The organism is Bradyrhizobium sp. 45, assembly GCF_023073155.1.
GTDB lineage: Bacteria > Pseudomonadota > Alphaproteobacteria > Rhizobiales > Xanthobacteraceae > Bradyrhizobium > Bradyrhizobium canariense_D.
In genome coordinates, this window is the sequence record NZ_JADPIX010000143.1 from 346021 (window position 1) to 365105 (window position 19085).

Consider the following 19085-nt stretch of genomic DNA (forward strand, 5'->3'; position numbering starts at 1 on the left):
GAACCATTATTATAGTCGGCATCGATCGCTTGCACCTGGCGATGGAACACTGAACGGGCGCCATGACATGCGATACCGCTTCGAGGTCAGCCCAGCTGAGGACACCGAGCCGGTCGAGATGAGTGGCTGGCGGGGGATCGCGCTCTGCGGATTCTGTGCGTTGCTGGGCGCTCTCGCCGCCGTCGTTGCCGCCGCGACTGGCACCCTTCCACACTGGATCTGAACCGCTCGATCGCGGAGCCAGTGTCCGCGGGAATGGCGGTTTCCGGCCAAACCATCACAATGGCGCTAAAATCTAGCAGTGGAGATATCGATCCGCCTCGGCTAAGCAATTGAGGATCAGCGAAAGCATCTCTCCACCTCGCAGCCTGGGGCAATGAACGCAAATGTTCCTGCTTGCCGTTCTCGTCCTTCCTTTCGCGGGAAGCTTTATTGCGGCACTCTTGCGGGTCAATGCACGCAACGCTGAGGCATGGCTCGCTGGAGCGGTCGCACTTACAGCTTTTTGCCTCATCGGCGCGGCTTATCCGAACGTGACGAATGGTGGCGTTGTCGGGTGGCGAACGGACTGGGTCGCTGAACTTGGACTCGCATTTGTGCTGAGGCTTGACGGGTTCGCATGGGCCTTCGCCATGCTGATCACCGGCATCGGTTTTCTGGTGGTGCTGTATGCCCGGTACTACATGTCACCCAGTGATCCCGTTCCGCGGTTCTTCTCCCTGCTGCTCGCCTTCATGGGAGCAATGCTGGGAATCGTGCTCTCCGGCAACCTGCTCCAACTGGTTTTTTTCTGGGAGCTGACCAGTCTCTTTTCATTCCTGCTGATCAGTTACTGGCACCACAACGCGGCGGCGAGAGACGGCGCGCGGATGGCGCTGGTGATCACGTCGACGGGTGGGCTTTGCCTCTTCGCCGGCGTGCTGCTCATCGGGCACATCGTCGGCAGCTATGACCTGGAGCAGGTGCTGGCTTCCGGAAACGCGATCCGTTCGCACGCGCTTTATGTCCCCGCACTCGTTCTGATCCTTCTCGGCGCTCTCACAAAAAGCGCCCAGTTCCCGTTTCATTTCTGGCTGCCGCACGCGATGGCCGCTCCAACTCCCGTTTCAGCTTATCTCCATTCGGCAACAATGGTGAAGGCCGGAGTGTTCCTTCTAGTGCGGCTCTGGCCGGCAATGGGTGGAACGAATGAATGGCTGTGGCTGGTGGGCTCGATCGGCCTGATCACGTTTTTTCTGGGCGCCTTTCTCGCCGTGTTCCAGCAGGATCTGAAGGGGCTATTGGCCTACTCGACGATCAGCCATCTCGGATTGATCACGCTTTTGACCGGACTCGATACCCCATTCGGACAGATCGCGGCGATTTTCCATATCATGAACCACGCGACCTTCAAGGCATCGCTGTTCATGGCGGCCGGCATCATCGATCACGAAACCGGCACGCGCGACATCCGCCGCCTTAGCGGGCTATGGGCCTTCATGCCGATTACGGCGACGCTGGCCATGGTGGCTGCCGCGGCAATGGCGGGAGTGCCGTTGCTGAATGGTTTTCTGTCGAAGGAAATGTTTTTTGCCGAGACGATCGAGGTCCATGACAATTCCCTCGTCGATCAGGCGCTGCCGTACATCGTCACTCTCGCCAGCACGTTCACGGTTGCCTATTCGCTGCGCTTCATTCGCGACGTGTTCTTCGGCCCGGCTCCAACCGGCTTGCCACGCGTTCCACATGAGCCGCCCCTGTTGATGCGACTTCCGGCCGAACTGCTCGTGCTGGCATGCCTCATCGTCGGTGTCGCGCCGGCTCTCACAGTGGCGCCGATCCTCGATACGGCTGCCCGGGCGGTTCTCGGCTCCGCGATGCCGGAGTACAGCCTTCGTCTCTGGCACGGAATTACGCCTGAACTTCTGATGAGCATCGTAGCGATGGCCGGTGGGTTGGGCGTCTACGTCATGCTGCGCTCCTACCTGCTCGCGCATGAGGGACCGCCCTTGCTCGGTCGCATCAATGGCAAGCGGATCTTTGACTGGGTGTTGGTGACATTGTCCTGGCGGTTTGCGCGATGGCTCGCCACCAATCTCGGCACGAGGCGTCTCCAACCACAATTGAGACTGTTGGCTGGCGTGGCGTTCGTCGCTGCTCTGCTGCCCCTCTACGCCCGCGGCCTCTCGCTGACGGGACCGTCAAGGAGGGAATTCGACCTCGTCTTTGGACTACTCTGGGTGGTGGGCGTTGGCTGCGCGGTGGCGGCCGCGGTCCAGGCCAAATTTCATCGGGTGGTGGCGCTGATACTGCTCGGGACCGCGGGTCTCGTCACCTGCGTCAGCTTCGTCTGGTTATCCGCTCCCGATGTCGCGCTGACGCAGATCGTCGTTGAGACGGTTACGACGGTTCTCCTGTTGCTCGGCTTGCGGTGGCTGCCGAAACGCATCGCGCGACCAGGCCCGGCAGAGGCGCCCGACAGCATTCGGTGGCACCGCGTTCGCGATTTCTCCATCGCGCTCCTCGCCGGGCTCGGTTTGGGCACGCTTGCGCTGGCGGCCATGCAGCTCCCGGACAACCACAGCATTTCGCGATACTTCGTGGAAAACGCCTACACGAAGGGGGGCGGAACCAACGTGGTGAACGTCATCCTGGTGGATTTTCGCGGGTTCGATACGCTCGGCGAGATCACCGTGCTTGCGGTCGTCGCACTGACCGTCTTTGCGCTTTTGCGCCGTTTCCGTCCGGCCCCCGAAAGCATTCCCGTTCCCGAACAGCAGCATGCCCAGGATGCCCACGACGAGGCTCATCCCGATCGACAGAAGGGCGACACTGCCAAAGACACGCTTGCTACCGCGGCATTGATGATGGGGCTGCTGTTTCCCGTGATCGGCGTCGTGGCCATTTTCCTTCTCTTGCGCGGGCACGACCTTCCGGGCGGCGGCTTCATCGCCGGCATCGCCATGGCAACAGCATTCATCCTGCAGTATATGGCTCGCGGCACGGTGTGGGTGGAAGCTCGTCTTCACGTCATGCCGGTGCGTTGGATGGGTTTCGGCCTCTTGCTGGCAGGGTGTGCGGGAGCTGCCGCCTGCGTTTTCGGACACCCCTTCCTGACCTCGTACTTTGCATATGCCGAACTGCCTCTGCTCGGTCGCGTCCCCACGGCCAGCGCTCTTCTCTTCGATATCGGTGTGTTCTCGCTCGTCGTCGGCGCCACGGTATTGATGCTCATCGCAATCGCGCATCAATCGCTGCGTCGCTATGGCGTGCCGCTCCAGGCGGGGCAACGCGCGCACGATGAGCGAGCGAAAGAGGAGTTGGTGTAATGGAGCTTAGCCTGGCCATCGGCATAGGTGCGCTTACGGCGTCCGGAGTGTGGCTGATCCTCAGGCCGCGCACGTTTCAAGTCATCATCGGGCTTTCGTTGCTCTCTTACGCCGTCAATCTCTTCATCGTGGCCATGGGACGGGTGCGGACGGGAGCGCCGGTGCTGATCGCAAAGGAGATCGGGGATGCAACGAAACATGCTGACCCGCTACCACAGGCGCTCGTACTGACTGCAATCGTCATCAGTTTTGCGACGACGGCGTTGTTCCTTGTCGTTCTCCTCGCGTCGCGCGGCCTGGCTCGCACCGATCACGTCGATGGTCAGGAGCCCGAGGCGTGAGCGGAATCGCAAATCTCGTCGTTGCGCCTATCGTCCTGCCCCTGCTTGCCGGCGCAGGCATGCTGCTCTTGAATGGAGAGCGGCACCGCAACATCGTGGCTGCGGTCAATGTCGCCGCAACGGTTGCACTCGTTTGCGTCGCGGTGATCTTGCTCGGAATGTCTGATTCGGGTCACCCCGGAATCAGGGAAGTCTATCGCCTGGGCGATTGGCCTGCTCCGTTCGGAATTGTCCTCGTTCTCGATCGGCTCTCCGCGCTCATGCTGCTCCTGACCAGCATCCTGGCGTTGGCGTCGGTTGTGTTCTCTCTTGCCCGTTGGCACCGGACAGGCGCGCATTTTCATCCGCTCTTTCAATTTCTGTTGATGGGCCTCAATGGTGCCTTCCTGACCGGCGATCTCTTCAACCTGTTTGTCTTCTTCGAGTTGTTGCTGGCCGCTTCGTACGGACTTCTGCTGCATGGTTCCGGTCTTGCACGGGTGAAGGCCGGGTTGCACTACATCGTCGTGAATCTGGTCGCGTCTCTATTGTTCCTGATCGGGGTCAGCCTGATCTATGGCGTCACCGGGACGCTCAATATGGCGGACCTCTCGGCGCGGATACCTGCAATCGCTGCGGAGAGCCGCGGTTTGCTCGAAGCAGGCGCCGGCATGCTGGCCGTGGCCTTCCTGCTCAAGGCCGGCATGTGGCCTCTGTGTTTCTGGCTGCCGACGGCCTACGCATCTGCGAGTCCACCGGTGGCGTCGATCTTTGCGATCATGACCAAGGTCGGCGTATATATCATCCTGCGTCTATCGCTGTTGCTTTTCGGTGAGGGCAGCGGCGCGTCAGCGGGCTTCGGCAGTGACTGGCTGTTGTGGGGCGGGGTGGCGACGATCGCCTTCGGAGCAATCGGCACATTGGCATCCCAGGACACCGCCCGTCTCGGCGGCTTTTCGGTGCTCGTATCCTCCGGAACCGTGCTGGCAGCCACCGGGACCGGGCAAGTCAGTGTCGCCGGCGGAGCACTGTTTTACCTGGTCAGCTCGACTCTCGGCATCAGCGCGTTCTTCCTTCTGGCCGAACTCATCGAGCGCGGCCGCGAACCCGGAGCTGACGTGATCGCCGTCACGCGAGAAGCTTACGGAGAAGACCACGGTGCGGACGATACCGAAGAGGAAGTCGGCATGGCCATTGTGGCCACGATGGGATTGCTCGGCGTCGCCTTTATCGGATGCGCCCTGGTCATCGCCGGGCTTCCGCCGCTGTCGGGGTTCATAGCCAAATTCGCGCTGCTGACGGCGGCGCTTCATCCTTCAGACATGCATCCGGGCGGTGCCGTTCCCGGCAGTGGATGGGCGCTCCTGTTGGCGCTCCTCGTGTCCAGTTTTGCGGCGTTGGTCGCGCTGACCCGAGCAGGTATCCGCTCCTTCTGGGCCTCGCCAGATCGCACCGTGCCGCGTGTGCGCCTGATCGAAATGGCGCCCATCATGTTCCTGTTGATCATTTGCGCGACCCAGACAGTGCTCGCCGGTCCGGTGATGCGTTTCATGCAGGCAACGGCGCAATCGCTGCACGCCCCGGCGGGCTACGTCAGCGACGTCCTGGAGATCAGCGTCCAAGGCAGCCGAAAGGCGGGTGGCGAATGACGCGATTCCTGCCCTTTCCGCGGGTGAGCTTCTGTCTTCTCGCATTGTGGCTGCTGCTCAATCAAGCAGTCACGGTCGGACATGTCCTCCTCGGTTGTGTGATCGCGCTCGTCGGCGGGCGGATCCTCACCGTGCTGGAGCTGCCAAGCACGCACGTCAGGCGACCCGGCGTCCTTCTCCGCCTGTTGGGATTGGTAGCGATTGATATCATCCGCTCCAACTTGGCGGTTGGCCGGATCATTCTCGGCTTTGGGCGCCGGCAGCGAAAATCCGGGTTCGTGAACATTCCGCTCGACATGCGCAATCCCTACGGACTGGCCATGTTGGCTTGCATCATCACCTCGACGCCCGGAACGCTGTGGGTGAATTTCGATGCACAGAAGGGCTTGTTGATGATCCATGTTCTCGACCTGGTCGATGAAGCCGAGTGGATCCGCACGATCAAGCAGCGCTACGAACGCCATCTGCTGGAGATATTCGAATGAGCCAGCTCTTGCTGATCTACGCGCTTGTCGCCGCACAGGTACTTCTGGTGTTGGCTATCGGCTGTGGCGCGGCTCGCATCTTTCGGGGGCCGCGAGCACAGGATCGCGTTCTGGGTTTCGACACGCTGTCCGTGAACGCGATGTTATTGCTTCTGACGTTCGGGATTCGATCCGGCGAAACGCTCTATTTCGAGGCGGCTCTGGCCATGGCCCTCTTCGGTTTTGTTGGTACGGTTGCGCTAGCGAAGTTTCTGCTGCGCGGCGAGGTGATGGAATGAACGGCATCGAACACCTGCCGCCCTGGGCTGCGGCTCTCACGGCATTTCTCCTTCTTGTCGGCGCCGCCGCCACACTGGTCGGTTCGCTGGGCCTTTTGCGGTTCGGCACATTCTACGAGCGGGTCCACGCGCCGACGCTCGGGACAACGCTGGGCACCGTATTCATTGCAGCTGCTTCAATCGTTTGCTTTTCGGTACTTCAGAGCAGGCCCGTGCTGCACGAAATCCTGATCATCGGGCTTGGCGTGGTAACCACGCCTATTGCGCTGACCGTATTGGTGGGCGCAGCGCGATTTCGCGATACCGCCGAAAAGAGTGCGCAAGTTCGCGGACCAGAGGGCAATTAGCGCGAGACGCGCGATTTTTTGGTTCCTTGACCGGCCAGTCGGTCAATCCAGGCTAAATGTCGCATTTGATTTCCTGCATCGCATGCCCACCTCTAAGTACATGATGCATGACGCTGAGTAGTAGGCGAGTTCGCCGAAGTCTTTGCATGTTGGCCGCCTGATCGGAGGCAATCAGCCCCGAACTCAGTCCATGCCGCGTTCGCGAGGGCTGGAAGCTCGGTGCCCGGCAGAGCGAGCAATGCACATGCCGCTCGCAAGCGAGCCGCACCGCAAACAGAGGCAGTGATGACTACAACGCTACGACGCCGGATTTATAGGACCCAGCTGCAGATCCGCCGGTAACCCGGACGATTCAGATCGTCCGGGATGGTACCTCAACATTTCTGCAACCAAAGCCGGGAATTTCTCATGTCGGTGTTCTTCGCGCTGCTCGTCCTGACCTCATGGGTCATGTTCATCTGGATTTCAGATCCCGATGGCTTCCGCGAGGCATTCGCTCGCCGCCGAGCGCCAATTCCTCACGATCCTAAAAGGTGACGTTGGGAGGTTCACCTCCGTCACCGCGTACAACAGTTGCTTATGAGCGAGAAAGATATCGTGCGCCGCATGTTCGCGGGGCGCGATGCTTGGTTGCTTCTCGGCTCCAGATCGTCGGTCCAGGCCAAACCGGACGAACGAAGCTGGCAGGCAACAGCGTCATAGGCCCTCCGCAAGGCAACCGAATTGCCGCGCTGGTCGAGCTTGGCAGGCCATCGGGCCGGCGGCCGTTCGCAATTGTAAGGATTCTGACATGAATATCGTCGCTGCGACAGATTTCTCGACGCGGTCCAATCGCGCTTTGCGGCAGGCCGGCCTCCTGGCGCGCTCCCCTGATGCAACTCTGCACCTTGTTCATGTCGTCGACGAGGATCAGCCAGCCGAGCTGATCCGCATCGAAGAGCGTGAGGCACAGCGGGTGCTGGTTGAGCAGATCGCATCCATGCCGGAGCTGCAAAACGTTCAGTGCTACCCGATCGTGGTCAAGGGCCATCCCTTTGACGGGATATTGCGAGCGGCTGCAGCAGCCGACGCGGATCTCGTTGTAATGGGAGCCCATCGTAAGCAGTTTCTGCGCGACATCTTCACAGGCACCACAATCGAGCGTGTAATTCGCGGAGGAAGGTATCCGGTTCTGATGGTGAACAACGAGGCGCAGCGGCGCTATGAACGCGCTCTGGTGCCGGTCGATATGTCGGATACATCCGCCGATGCAATCCGCGTGGGGCTGTCCACCGGACTCTTGACACAGGGCGCAACAACGATCCTTCACGCCTTCTCGCCGATGACGAAAGCGCGATTGGTCCGCTCCGGTGCGAGCGCGGCCGTCATCAGCGGATATGTCGATAGCGAGCGTCTGAAGGCAACGGAGGAGCTGACGAAGTTTCTGGTGGCGAACAAGCTCGGCACGCAACGATGGTCTCTCCAGGTCGGCGAGGGCGGGCCCATGCAGGTCATCACCCGTGCTGTTTCGGAGAGGCAGCCTGACATGCTGGTGATGGGGACGCACGGGCGATCTGGATTGGTTCGGGCCTTGATCGGGAGCGTAACGGAAGAAGTCCTGCGTTCGTTGAGTGTGGACGTTCTCGTTGTTCCTCCCGCCGGCTCTGAACGCACAATGTCAAATCCGCTGATCGGCACCGACCCGAAGGCGTGACGCGTACCGCGGCTCATCGCTCGCCGGCGAACCCTTCTTTCCGCGAGACCACGGCTCCCGCTCTGTCGGCTGATCGATAGACTAGCGGCGCCGTCGTTCGCTGTCGCGCGCAGCCGGCTTTGCTGCTTGTGGTTTGGTTGAGCCCCGCGTGATCTTCAGCGGATCGCTGGCCGGAAAGGTTTGCTGCAATTGCCGGTCCAATTCCTCGTCGAGTTCCCGCTTGTCCCGCTGCTTCGATGTTTCGTCATGCTTTGGCATTGCTCAATCTCCGCGTTTAGCACTTGGTGACCGGCCGTCCGTGATCGGGAACAGTTGACGCCAAACCGAGCGGAATTGAGGATTTGGAATCAGCACGGATCTTGAAGTAACAGACCGGTGCTCGGGACATCAGCGTCGCTAGTCCCGCCCGCACGGGGGACAATAGTGTTTCTCGATCATGGCACCTGCGCTCCGGCATGAAAAAACCCGCGGCGGATTGCTCCGCGCGGGTGAACTTTCGATGATGCCATTCTGCCAGTGTTTTGCCCGACGTGTCAAAGCTGAACAGCACGACGGGCAGGGATGTATCGGTTCGGCAAACGCCTAGTTGGTGCAATCAAAATGGCTAATGATTTCAATACCCCCGCTACTGTGCATGGGGTTGTTTTTCGTTTTTTTGTTTTTGCGCCGCCGAAGCCGCACCTCAGCGCCGTCCGCGCGGTGCTTCCGCCTTGGCCGGCGGCTCGGTCTGCGGTCCGCAGCTCGCGGCAGCGAGGGTTGACTGCGCTTGCGGCATCAGGCCGGGCTCGGGGGCGAGCGCCTTCATCACGATCAGGCCGGTGGTGCTGGGGGAATCGATGATCAGGCGGTCGGCGGCGGTGATCTCTTCGTCTTCGGGCAGCTCGTTGTGCTGCGGCTCGGTCATCAGGTCGAGCTCGATCACCTTCTTGCCGGCCGAGCGGTCGTTGATGGCGTAGTAGGCGATCTCGTTGCGGGTGTAGAACGACACCGACGTGTAGGCCTGGCTGACGGGGACCGTCAGCTTGATCGGCCCGTTCGACAGATCGTAGCGGCAGATCGCGAGCGCAAAGGCCGGGTCCATGAACGGCATCGGCGAGGTCTGCGGATCGGCGAGCGGAAGCTGCGTGACGGCGTTGAGTTTCGTCATCGGCGTCAGCCGCGAATAGGCGTCCTGGGTCGCGATCCGCGGCAACGCCAGCACGCTGACGAGATGGACCACGAGGCCCAGCACCACGCCGGCAACGATGGTGAACAACAGCCGGATCATGAGCAGCCCGCCGTCGTGATCGTGGGCATCGGCGCGTCGCGCTGGGTGCGCGTGGCAACGCCGACCGGGGTGTCGTAGAGCCGCAGCATCAGCGTGTAGCGTTCGATGCCGCCAGTCGGCAGCCAGTTGCCGGCGCGCGAGCGCGAGGCGATGCGGATCTCGAACGAGCCGTCGGACTGCCGCACGATCTCCTGGCTGGTGAAGCCGTAGCGCTGCAGCGAATTGGGAACGAGATGACCCTTGCGGTCATAGAGCGTCAGCGTCCAGAACCGTGCCGGCGGTGTCACGCCGGAGACCACGACGTCGCAGCGGCCGTCGAGCACCTTCTTCTTGTCGTCGGCGGTGGCGGTGAAGGCGACGCCGTCGCCGGTGCCGATAGGCAGCTCGCCGTTGCGCACGATGGTGGCGCGCGAATAGGGATCGACGTCGGCGGTGCCGGTGCGCGGACGCGCGGTCCAGGGGCCGATGGTCAGCGCGCCGATCTCGGTGCCGCGCATCGTCGTCATCCAGGTCGCGCCGACGCCCACCACGGTTGCGAGCAGAAGGGCCGTCAATGTGATCAGGATCAGCCGCACTTGTTCGGTCAGTTCTTGCGCGGGGCGGATGCGTTCGCATTCTCTTCCGCATAGTTCTGCGGGAAGGCGAGCGCGCTCGTGGACGATGCCGGTTTGGCTTGCTTGGGGTCGGTGGCGGCCGCTTTGGCCGCGGTCCTGGCCGCGTCATCCAGCAGCTTCTCGACGCGCACCAAAACGTCGGCGCCGCGCTTGGTCAATACGGGCGGCGGACCGGGCTTGGTCTCCAGCACCTTCGGCGCCGCATTGGCCTGTGCGTTGGTGATCCGCTCGGGCGGCAGCTTCTGGCCCATGCCGATACCGGCGATCTCCCGGACCTCGACGCCCTGATGCGCCGCGAGCATGATGTCGTGCCAGGTCTGCGCCGGCAGCGAGCCGCCGGTCATGCGGTTGGTCGGCGAATAGTCGTCATTGCCGTACCAGACCGCGCAGGTGAAATTGCCGGTGTAGCCGACGAACCAGGCGTCGCGATACGCATTCGTCGTGCCGGTCTTGCCCGCGGTCGGAATGCCGTCGAGGGCTGCGCGGCGCGCGGTGCCTTCGCTGACGACGTGGCTCATCATGCCGGCCATGTCGGCGGCTACGGAGGCGGGAATCGCCTGGCGCGGCTTCGGCCCGTCGCGGTCCCAGCGCCAGACCGGATCGCCCGCGCCGGTGCGCACTTCCAGCACGGAATGCGGCGTCACTGCCTTGCCGCGGTTGGGGAAAGTCGCGTACGCCACCGCGTGCTCGAGCACGGTGACTTCGTCCGAGCCGATCGGCAGCGACGGCGTGTCGGGCAGCGGTGCCTTGAGGCCGAAGCGGCGCGCGACCTCGACGATCTTGGCGCGGCCGATCTTGGCCGGGTTCGGCGCCTTCGGCTGCTCCTTCTGGCCGATCGCGATCGACAGCTTGACGGGTACAACGTTGATCGAGCGCGTGATCGCCTGCGTCAGTGTCACCGCGCCGGAATAGGAATGGCCATAGTTCTGCGGGCACCAATTGCCGATGCAGACCGGGCCGTCGACCACGATCGAATTCGGCGTGAAGCCGTTGAGGAGCGCGGTGGTGTAGACGTAAGGCTTGAACGACGAGCCCGGCTGGCGATAGGCGTCGGTGGCGCGGTTGAACTGGCTGGCGCCGTAGTCGCGGCCGCCGACCATGGCGCGGATGCCGCCGTCGAGATCGGAGACGACGGTCGCGGCCTGCGTCGCGTGATAGTCGCGGCCGAACTGGCGCAGCTGGTTCTCGACCGCGTCCTCCGCCGCCTTCTGCACGTTGGTGTCGATCGCGAGCCGGACCACGAAGACGCGCTCAGTGTAGGATTTCGGGAAGGTGTCGACCAGCTTGCGCATCTCGTCGAAGGCGTAGTCGAGATAATAATTCGGCGACGCCTCGTAGCGGCGGTCGACCGCGAAGGCGGGGTTGCGGCGGGCGCCGAACACCTGGCCCTCGGTCATGAAGCCGGCGTCGACGAGATTGTCGAGAACGACATTGGCGCGGGCGCGGGCGGCGGGCAGGTTGATGTGGGGCGCGTATTTGGTCGGCGCCTTGAACAGGCCGGCGAGCATCGCGGCTTCGGCGAGCGTCACGTCACGTGCCGACTTGTTGAAGTAGAAATGCGCGGCGCCGTCGACGCCGAAGGTGCCGCCGCCCATATAGGCGCGGTCGAGATACAGTTTGAGGATCTCGTTCTTGGTCAGGCGCCATTCCAGCCAGACCGCGAGGAAGGCTTCGTTGACCTTGCGCTCGATGGTGCGCTCGTTGCTCAGGAACAGGTTCTTGGCGAGCTGCTGGGTGATCGAAGAGCCGCCCTGGCGGACGCCGCCGGCCTGGGCGTTGGTGACGAGCGCGCGCGCGGTGCCGGCGATGTCGATGCCGAAATGCTCGTAGAAGCGGCGGTCCTCGGTCGCGAGCGTCGCCTTGATCAGCACGTCCGGAAAATCTTCCAACGGGATCGAATCGTTGTGCTTGATGCCGCGGCTGCCGATCGGGTTGCCGTAGCGGTCGAGGAAGGTCACCGCGAGGTCGGACTTCTTCAGCCAGTCCTCGTCCGCGGTCTCGCGGAAGGCGGGGATGGCGAGGGTCAGCATCACAACCAGGCCGCCGAGGCCCAGCGTCGCGGCCTCCGACAGCGGCTCGATGAACACCCAGCGCTTCCAACGCCCGACATAGAAGCGGTCCATGAAGGTCGAGTAGCGCTCGTAGAGCTCGCGGATGCCCTTGGCCGAGGAGAACAGCGAGGAGTCGATGCGCGCATCGAGGTCCAGGAAGAAATTCCGGATCCGGGCCTTCCAATGCGGTGGTATGATCTGGCGCACCTAGAACCCTTGCGGCTTGGTTCGAAAGCGTTCAAGCACCCGGCCGGGGGCGGCATCGAGACGTCTTGCGGGAGTGTTGCGGCAAACCCAAGGCGCCCGGCCAGCGACGGTGGGGACTCGCTGTTCCTTCTAGCCGAGCAGGGCCTATAAACCAATGGTCACGCTTGCGATTTTGAACAACAGGCCTAATTGACCCCGGTTCATTACGGGCCTCACGCGGGCGTTGCTTGCAGCCCCACGGCCGCACGCCCTAGATGGCACCAACCGTAGCTCTTTCGAACTTTTGTTGAGGCGCATGACCGCAGCTCCCAAACGACCTTCAGGCCAGGAAGGATTCTTCTGGAAAACCAAGACGTTGGAAGAGATGTCGGGGCCCGAATGGGAGAGCCTGTGCGACGGCTGCGGCCGCTGCTGCCTGAACAAGCTCGAGGAAGATGGCACCGGCGACATCTATTTCACCCATGTCGGCTGCAAGCTGCTCGATGGGGTGACCTGCGGCTGCAAGGACTACGCGAATCGTTCCGACAAGGTTCCGGACTGCGTCCGCCTGACCCCGGCCAATGTCCGCACCCTGAACTGGCTGCCGCCGAGCTGCGGCTACAAGCTTGTTGCGGAAGGCCGCGACCTCTATTGGTGGCATCCCCTGGTGTCAGGCGATCCCGACACCGTGCATGACGCGGGCGTCTCCGTACGCGGACGGGTCGAAGGCAGCGAGGTCGAGATTCCGGACGATGAGCTCGAGAACCACATCGTGCAGTGGCCGGCGCAGCTGCCAAAACGGGCGCGCCTGAAGCGACGTCCGAAGGACTGATCCGCCGCACCAGGTAGATCACGTCCTCGCGATGGCCGTGGGGTGGGATGCTCCCATGCGCCGCGGTGCCTGCCTGAGAAGAACTTTGCTGTCTACATTGACTGCATAGAACGAATCCTTCGCGGTGTTGCGCCGCCTCATGGCTTCCGGTCGAGATGAACAAGTTCGAGCGGCAGAGCAGTTCTGCCGACACCCAGACATTGCCCGACGACATCGCCGAGGAATTGTCGCGCCTTCCGAGCGAGGTCTTGAGCGTCGATGACGCTCCTTCGCTCGCGCCGCCGGCGCCGCTGTCGCAGGACGAGGTCCGCACCATCGTCATCAGCCTGATGTTGACGATGTTCCTGGCCGCACTGGACCAGACCATCGTCGCCACCGCGCTGCCGACCATCGGACGCCAGTTCCACGACGTCTCCAATCTCTCCTGGGTCATCACCGCCTATCTGCTCGCCTCGACCGCGGTCGCGCCGGTTTTCGGCACGCTCAGCGACATCTACGGGCGCCGTGTGATGATCATCATCTCGCTCAGCCTGTTCGTCGCGGGCTCGGTGCTGTGCGCGATCGCTCCGAACCTGCCGATGCTGATTCTTGCACGCGGTCTCCAGGGACTGGGTGGCGGCGGCATCATGCCGGTGGTGCAGACCGTGATCTCCGACGTCGTGAGCCCACGCGAGCGCGGCCAGTATCAAGCCTATTTCTCCAGCGTCTGGATGGTCGGCGGCATTCTCGGCCCGGTCATCGGCGGCGTGTTCGCCGAGCATCTGCACTGGTCGATGATCTTCTGGATCAATGTGCCGCTCGCGGCGGCGGCGATCGCGTTGCTGCTGCCCAGGATGAAGAAGATTCCGGTGTTCCACCGCAAGCGCAAGGTCGACTGGATCGGCGGCGTGCTGCTGATGGCCTCTGCCGTCGTCTTCATGCTGGTGCTGACCTGGGGGGGCACGCGCTTCCCGTGGCTCTCGCCCACCGTGCTTGCGATGGTGGGCGGCGCTGTAGCGCTCGCGGTCACCTTCGTGTGGCACGCGCGCCGGGCGGAAGAGCCGTTCCTGCCGCTGCCGCTGCTCGGAGGATCGGTTGTGCCGTTCGGGCTGACGGCCGGCGGTTGCGCGCTCGGTGCGATCACGGGCCTCACGGTGCAGCTGCCGCTCTATTACGAGGCGGTCTATCACCTCAGCGCCAGCGAAGCGGGCCTCGCGCTGATTCCGCTCGCGGCGGTCTCGACCTGCGGCGCGGCCATCGCTGGTCGCACCATGGCGCGGGCCAAGCACTACAAGCGGGTCGCCATCGTAGGAACGTCCTGGGCAGCGCTGTGCGGCCTCGGCCTCACGTTGACGACGTTGCCGCTCTGGGCGCTGCTGACGCTGATGGCTGCGTTTGCGCTTGGCCTCGGCACCACCTTTCCGGTCTGCGTCGTCTCGGTGCAGAATTCGGTCGCCCGTCCGCAGGTCGGCACCATCACGGGCGCGTTGAACTTCTTCCGCTCGCTTATGTCCTCGTTCACGGTTGCGGCGTTCGCGGCCATCCTGCTCATCGCGCTCGGTGCCGACGTTCCGCTCGCCGGCGAGCATCACGGCGCCGTCAATGCGATCCCCGCGGACGACATGCGGCATGCGTTCCGCTACGTCTTCGGCGCCGCCACCGCGCTGATGGCTGGCGCCGCGCTCTGCCTGATCATGATGGAGGAGCGGCCGCTGGCCGGTCCGTCCACGACGCAACCCGTCGAGATGGCGGAATAAGAACCGCTAGCCGCGGCGTCCGTCCGGAAAGCTGCTGCTTCGCGGCAATCGAATCGTGAACTCGGTGAACGCGCCGGGCTCCGTCGCGACGTCGATTGTGCCGCCGTGCTGCTTCACCACGATATCGTGGCTCATCGACAATCCGAGGCCGGTGCCTTCGCCGGCCGGCTTGGTGGTGAAGAACGGATCGAACATCTTTTCCTTCACCTCGTGCGGAATGCCGGTGCCATTGTCGCGGATGCGGATCTCGATACTGTCGCCCCGGTCGCGTGTCGCGGCGATCACTACCGGCTCGTAATCGGCGGCGCCGTCATCCGACTTGCGCTTGGCGACCGCGTGGAAGCCATTCGAGATTAGGTTCAGCAGCACCCGGGTGATCTCCTGCGGAAACACTTCCGCTTGTCCGGCCGCCGGATCGAGCTCGCGCTTCAGCGTCACGTCGAACTGTGGCTTCTCGGCGCGGGCGCCGTGATAGGCGAGGTTGAGGCTCTCCTCGACCAGTGCGTTGATGTCGCTCAGCCGATGCTCGCCGCCGCCCTCGCGGGAATGCAGCAGCATGTTCTTGACGATGGAGTCGGCGCGCCTGCCATGCTGCACGATCTTCGCGAGATTGTCCTTCAACAGTCCGGTCAGCTCGTCGACCTCGCTACGAACGTCGTCCGCGAGCGGGACAGGCGCGAGCGCCGCGTTCAGCTCGTCCGTCAGCTCGGCGGAGAGCGATGCAAAGTTGTTGACGAAGTTGAGCGGGTTCTTGATCTCGTGCGCGATGCCGGCGGTGAGCTGGCCGAGCGAAGCCAGCTTCTCGGTCTGGACCAGCCGGTCCTGGGCAGCGCGCAAATCGTCGAGCGATTTGGCGAGGTCCCGGGTGCGGTCCTGCACCTCGTTGAACAGGCGCGTGTTCTCGATGGCGATCACGGCCTGGTCTGCAAAGGTCTTGAGCAGGGCGATCGCCTTGTCCGGGAAAGGACCGGCCTCCGGCCGCGTCACGCCGATGGTGCCGATCGCGACGCCGTCGCGTAGCATCGGGATCACGAGGATGCTGCGATAGCCTCGCGTCCGCGCCAGCTCTCTCATGGCGTCCGTGAGGTCGGGCTCGTTCTGCATGTCGCTGCGGAATGCGAACTCTCCGCTTCTTGCCACCCGGCTGTGAATGCCGGATGCCGACAGCGGCACCGGGAACGAATTGAGCAGCTCTTCATTGCCGGCTTCGTTGTCGGTGCTGAAGGCGGCCAGGTGCAGCAGGTCGTCGATGACGCGCGTGACGGTGGAGGAATGTCCGCCGACCAGGGACTTGGCGCTGTCGGAGATCGCCTGGAACACCGGCGTCACATCCGCGGGCGAGGCCGCGATCACCTTGAGGATGTCGGCGGTCGCGGTCTGCCGTTCCAGCGCTTCCCTCGTGGTGTTGAACAGGCTGACATTCTTGATCGCAATCACCGCTTGGTCAGCGAAGGTCTGCAATAGCCGCACGTGATGCTCGCCGAACGCGCCGGTCGCGCGCCGCGTGGCGATGATGACGCCGATCGCCGCGCCGTCGCTCATCAAGGGCGCGAACAGCATGCTGCGGTAGCCCCGGGCGCGCGCGATGTCGCGGGCTGCGGGTTCGACTTCGGTGTCGGGCAATTGCGCCGCCACACCATTGGCCACGAGCCGGTAGGGCGGGAACTGCGCGAATGGCACCGGGAACGAGGCCTGCAGCACGCGATCGCCGGCCGGATCGGTCGGCGTGAACGCCGCAAGGTGCGCCGCGCCCCCAATGTAGCGCAGCACCGCGGTGGAGAAGCCGCCGATCAGCCGGTCGGCATTGGCCGCGATGGCGTCGAACACCGGCTGTACGTCGGACGGCGAGGCGGCCATCACTTTCAGAATGTCGGCGGTGGCGGTCTGACGCTCCAGCGTCTCGCGTGTCTCGTTGAACAGGCGCGCATTCTCGATCGCGATCACTGCCTGATCGGCGAAGGTCTGGAGCAGCTGGACGTGGTCGGCTGCGAACGCGCCGGGCTCGGCGCGCGTGACGCTGATCATGCCGACTGGCGTCGCCCGATTCATCAGGGGCATGAACAGCACGCTGCGGAAGCCGCGCAGCCGCGCAAGGTTCCGATTCAGCTCCGGGACCTCCGCGGCTTCGCTATCGGGAAACTGGATCGTCTCGCCGCCACGCACCAGCGCAAAGGTCGGAAAGTCGGCAATCTTGCGCGGGAACGACGCCTTGAGCCCTTCGTCCGCCTCGGGGCTCGTTGGTGTAAACGCCACGAGGTGGAGCTCGTCCTCGATGAACTGAAGCACGGTGGCGGAGAAGCCGCCGAGCAAGCGCCGGGAGCTGGACGCGATCGCCTCGAAGACCGGCCGGGCATCGGACGGAGAGGCCGCGATGGTGCGCAGAATCCCGGCGCTGGCGTTCTGACGATCGCGCGCAATCGCGAGCTCGCTGCGAAGCTGCGCGTTCTCGGCTGTGGCCGCCTGCAACAGGCGTTTAAATTCCGCGATGTCGTTGGAAGGGGCGGTCATTCGCAATCCGGCTTGATGCCGCGACAAGCGCGGCACCGAGGCGGATTATCACATCTCCTGCGGCCGGAGCCAGCCTCCGCGACAGCGAGTTTTGCTGCCGGAATCCGGCCCGCTTCACGTGCCCGGCCGCGACACCTCGGTCTCCTTGCTGGTGATGAACTCCAGCAGCACGGGAACGCCTTCCTGCGTCTTCTGGATGCCGCGCCTGATCGCGGGGGTGATGTCCTCAGGTCTCGTCACCCGCTCTCCATAGCCGCCGAAGGCGCGCGCCATCGCGGCGTAGTCTCCGGAAATGTCGGTCGAGCGATATTTCTCGGTCGAGACCGGCATCACCTTCAATTCGATCGCCATTGAAAAATTGTTCAGCAGGATCGACATGATCGGGATGCGCTCGCGCACCGCGGTCTCGAAATCCATGCCGGTGAAGCCGATCGCGGCGTCGCCCCAGACATTGATGCAGAGCTTGTCAGGCTTTGCGAGCTTTGCGCCCATGGCCAGCCCAAGGCCGTAGCCGAGTTGCGTCGTCTTGCCCCAGCCAAGATAGGTGAGGGGCTCGACCGACTTCCAGAACGGCGAAAGCTGGTCGCGGGGGCTGCCGGCATCGTGGGTGATGATGGTGTTGCGGATGTCGACGGTATGTTGCAGGTCCCACAGCACGCGATAGGGGCTCAAGGGCGCATCATTGCTGGTGAGCTTCGGCATCCATTTCGCCAGCCACTCCTTGTGCGAAGCCGCGATCTCGGCTGCCACCGCCGACGCGTCGCGATCCGCGCTGACGGTCTTGCCGATCTCCTCCAGCAGCGCGTCGAGCACAAGCCCGGCATCGCCGACGAGGCCAATCCTGGCTTCCACGTCCTTGTTGAGATGGTTCGGATCGAGTGTGGAGTGGATGATGGTTTTGTCTTTGGGCATCGCGATGCCGAAGCTTGTTTCAGTGAAGGAGCAGCCGATGCCGAAAATGAGGTCGGCCTCAGCCAGAAACTTCGGCACGGCGCGCGGCACCGCAAGGCCGCCGGAGCCGAGCGAGAGCGGATGCGTTTCCGGGAAGGACGATTTGCCCCCAAGGCTGGTCGTGACGGGAATGGCGAGCCGTTCGGCCAGCCGCTTCAGTTGTGGCCACGCCTGGGCGTAATGCACGCCCTGGCCGGCATAGATCGCCGCGCGCTTGGCGTTGACGAGCAGGTCGGCCGCCTCCTTCATATGAATGGGATCCGCGCCGTAGCGGGTGCGCAGCACAGGCGTGTAGTTCAGCGGCTCCGGCACCTCCTCGTTCCACATGTCCGCAGGGATCTCGACGATCACAGGGCCGCCGCGGCCGTTCTTCAGCTTGGTAAAGGCGCGGCGAAAAATGTTGGCGACTTCCGCGGCCAGGATGATCGGCTCCGACGATTTCGAAAACGCCTTCATCGCCTCGCTGGAATTGAAGTTCGGCTCGATATGCGCAAGCCTGCGCTGATAGCCCATTGGCAGCACCAGTACGGGAACGGATTCGCCGTAGCATTGCGCAACGCCGCCCATCGCATTCTCCGCACCGGGGCCATGCTGCATGCAGAACGCGCCGATCGAGCGTCCCGATGTCACCCGCGAGATCGCATCCGCCATGTGGATGCCGACGCGCTCCTGCCGCACCATCACCGGCCGGATATCGGCCTTGGCCGCATGCTCGATCAGATGGTTGACCGGATAGCCGCAGAGGATCCCGATCCCCTCGCGCTTCATGATTTCCGCAATCGCGGTGCCGAGCTTCATGGCGTCTCTCTCCCTGGCGTAGGCCGGTTGCTCCGGCCGATTAGGGGAGAGAGGATCAGGAA

The 19085-nt window shown here is 63.4% G+C and carries 16 protein-coding genes; 10 read left to right on the plus strand and 6 right to left on the minus strand.

Going from position 1 to position 19085, the window contains the following annotated elements:
* Positions 1-386: 386 nt before the first annotated feature.
* From IVB42_RS34135 to IVB42_RS34165, 8 genes are all read left to right on the plus strand, one after another.
* On the plus strand, positions 387-3308 hold the full coding sequence (locus tag IVB42_RS34135) for a monovalent cation/H+ antiporter subunit A (RefSeq protein ID WP_018458527.1): 2922 nt from the start codon (positions 387-389) through the stop codon (positions 3306-3308).
* A complete protein-coding gene (locus IVB42_RS34140; protein WP_018458528.1) occupies positions 3308-3649 on the plus strand; it encodes a Na+/H+ antiporter subunit C in 342 nt (113 codons plus the stop codon). Before IVB42_RS34135 ends, IVB42_RS34140 begins: the two co-directional genes overlap by 1 nt.
* Positions 3646-5277 (plus strand): monovalent cation/H+ antiporter subunit D, encoded by a 1632-nt coding sequence (locus tag IVB42_RS34145; RefSeq protein WP_018458529.1) that lies wholly within the window; start codon positions 3646-3648, stop codon positions 5275-5277. Before IVB42_RS34140 ends, IVB42_RS34145 begins: the two co-directional genes overlap by 4 nt.
* A complete protein-coding gene (locus IVB42_RS34150; RefSeq protein ID WP_018458530.1) occupies positions 5274-5762 on the plus strand; it encodes a Na+/H+ antiporter subunit E in 489 nt (162 codons plus the stop codon). The genes IVB42_RS34145 and IVB42_RS34150 overlap by 4 nt, the downstream gene beginning before the upstream one ends.
* Positions 5759-6040 carry a K+/H+ antiporter subunit F gene (locus IVB42_RS34155; protein WP_018458531.1) on the plus strand — a complete coding sequence of 94 codons (282 nt, stop codon included), beginning with the start codon at positions 5759-5761 and terminating at the stop codon, positions 6038-6040. The genes IVB42_RS34150 and IVB42_RS34155 overlap by 4 nt, the downstream gene beginning before the upstream one ends.
* Positions 6037-6387, plus strand: coding sequence for a monovalent cation/H(+) antiporter subunit G (gene mnhG, locus IVB42_RS34160; RefSeq protein WP_018458532.1), 351 nt, complete (start codon positions 6037-6039; stop codon positions 6385-6387). The genes IVB42_RS34155 and mnhG overlap by 4 nt, the downstream gene beginning before the upstream one ends.
* A gap of 408 nt (positions 6388-6795) precedes the next feature.
* Positions 6796-6924: a hypothetical protein gene (locus IVB42_RS42105; RefSeq protein WP_018458533.1), complete on the plus strand. Its 129-nt coding sequence runs from the start codon at positions 6796-6798 to the stop codon at positions 6922-6924.
* 253 nt (positions 6925-7177) lie between these two features.
* Positions 7178-8080, plus strand: a complete 903-nt coding sequence (locus tag IVB42_RS34165; protein WP_018458534.1) for a universal stress protein — start codon at positions 7178-7180, stop codon at positions 8078-8080.
* Between the two features lie 81 nt (positions 8081-8161).
* On the opposite strand, the gene IVB42_RS34170 is transcribed toward IVB42_RS34165, so the two are convergent.
* From IVB42_RS34170 to IVB42_RS34185, 4 genes are all read right to left on the minus strand, one after another.
* The gene (locus IVB42_RS34170; protein WP_247393934.1) at positions 8162-8338 is read right to left on the minus strand and encodes a hypothetical protein; all 177 of its coding nucleotides are present in this window, start codon (positions 8336-8338) and stop codon (positions 8162-8164) included.
* Positions 8339-8762: 424 nt separating this feature from the next.
* Positions 8763-9347, minus strand: coding sequence for a DUF1254 domain-containing protein (locus tag IVB42_RS34175; RefSeq protein ID WP_018458536.1), 585 nt, complete (start codon positions 9345-9347; stop codon positions 8763-8765).
* On the minus strand, positions 9344-9922 hold the full coding sequence (locus IVB42_RS34180; protein WP_247471893.1) for a DUF1214 domain-containing protein: 579 nt from the start codon (positions 9920-9922) through the stop codon (positions 9344-9346). Before IVB42_RS34180 ends, IVB42_RS34175 begins: the two co-directional genes overlap by 4 nt.
* A gap of 8 nt (positions 9923-9930) precedes the next feature.
* On the minus strand, positions 9931-12219 hold the full coding sequence (locus IVB42_RS34185) for a PBP1A family penicillin-binding protein (RefSeq protein WP_085352296.1): 2289 nt from the start codon (positions 12217-12219) through the stop codon (positions 9931-9933).
* Positions 12220-12514: 295 nt separating this feature from the next.
* Here IVB42_RS34185 and IVB42_RS34190 point away from each other — a divergent pair, with 295 nt between their 5' ends.
* Complete coding sequence (locus tag IVB42_RS34190) at positions 12515-13030, plus strand: YcgN family cysteine cluster protein (RefSeq protein ID WP_026233606.1); 516 nt, start codon at positions 12515-12517, stop codon at positions 13028-13030.
* Between the two features lie 155 nt (positions 13031-13185).
* Positions 13186-14766, plus strand: a complete 1581-nt coding sequence (locus tag IVB42_RS34195; protein WP_018458540.1) for an MDR family MFS transporter — start codon at positions 13186-13188, stop codon at positions 14764-14766.
* Positions 14767-14772: 6 nt separating this feature from the next.
* Here IVB42_RS34195 and IVB42_RS34200 read toward each other — a convergent pair whose 3' ends face one another.
* On the minus strand, positions 14773-17274 hold the full coding sequence (locus IVB42_RS34200) for a GAF domain-containing protein (RefSeq protein WP_247393932.1): 2502 nt from the start codon (positions 17272-17274) through the stop codon (positions 14773-14775).
* Between the two features lie 114 nt (positions 17275-17388).
* Positions 17389-19023, minus strand: coding sequence for a thiamine pyrophosphate-requiring protein (locus IVB42_RS34205; RefSeq protein ID WP_018458542.1), 1635 nt, complete (start codon positions 19021-19023; stop codon positions 17389-17391).
* Positions 19024-19085 lie beyond the last annotated feature (62 nt).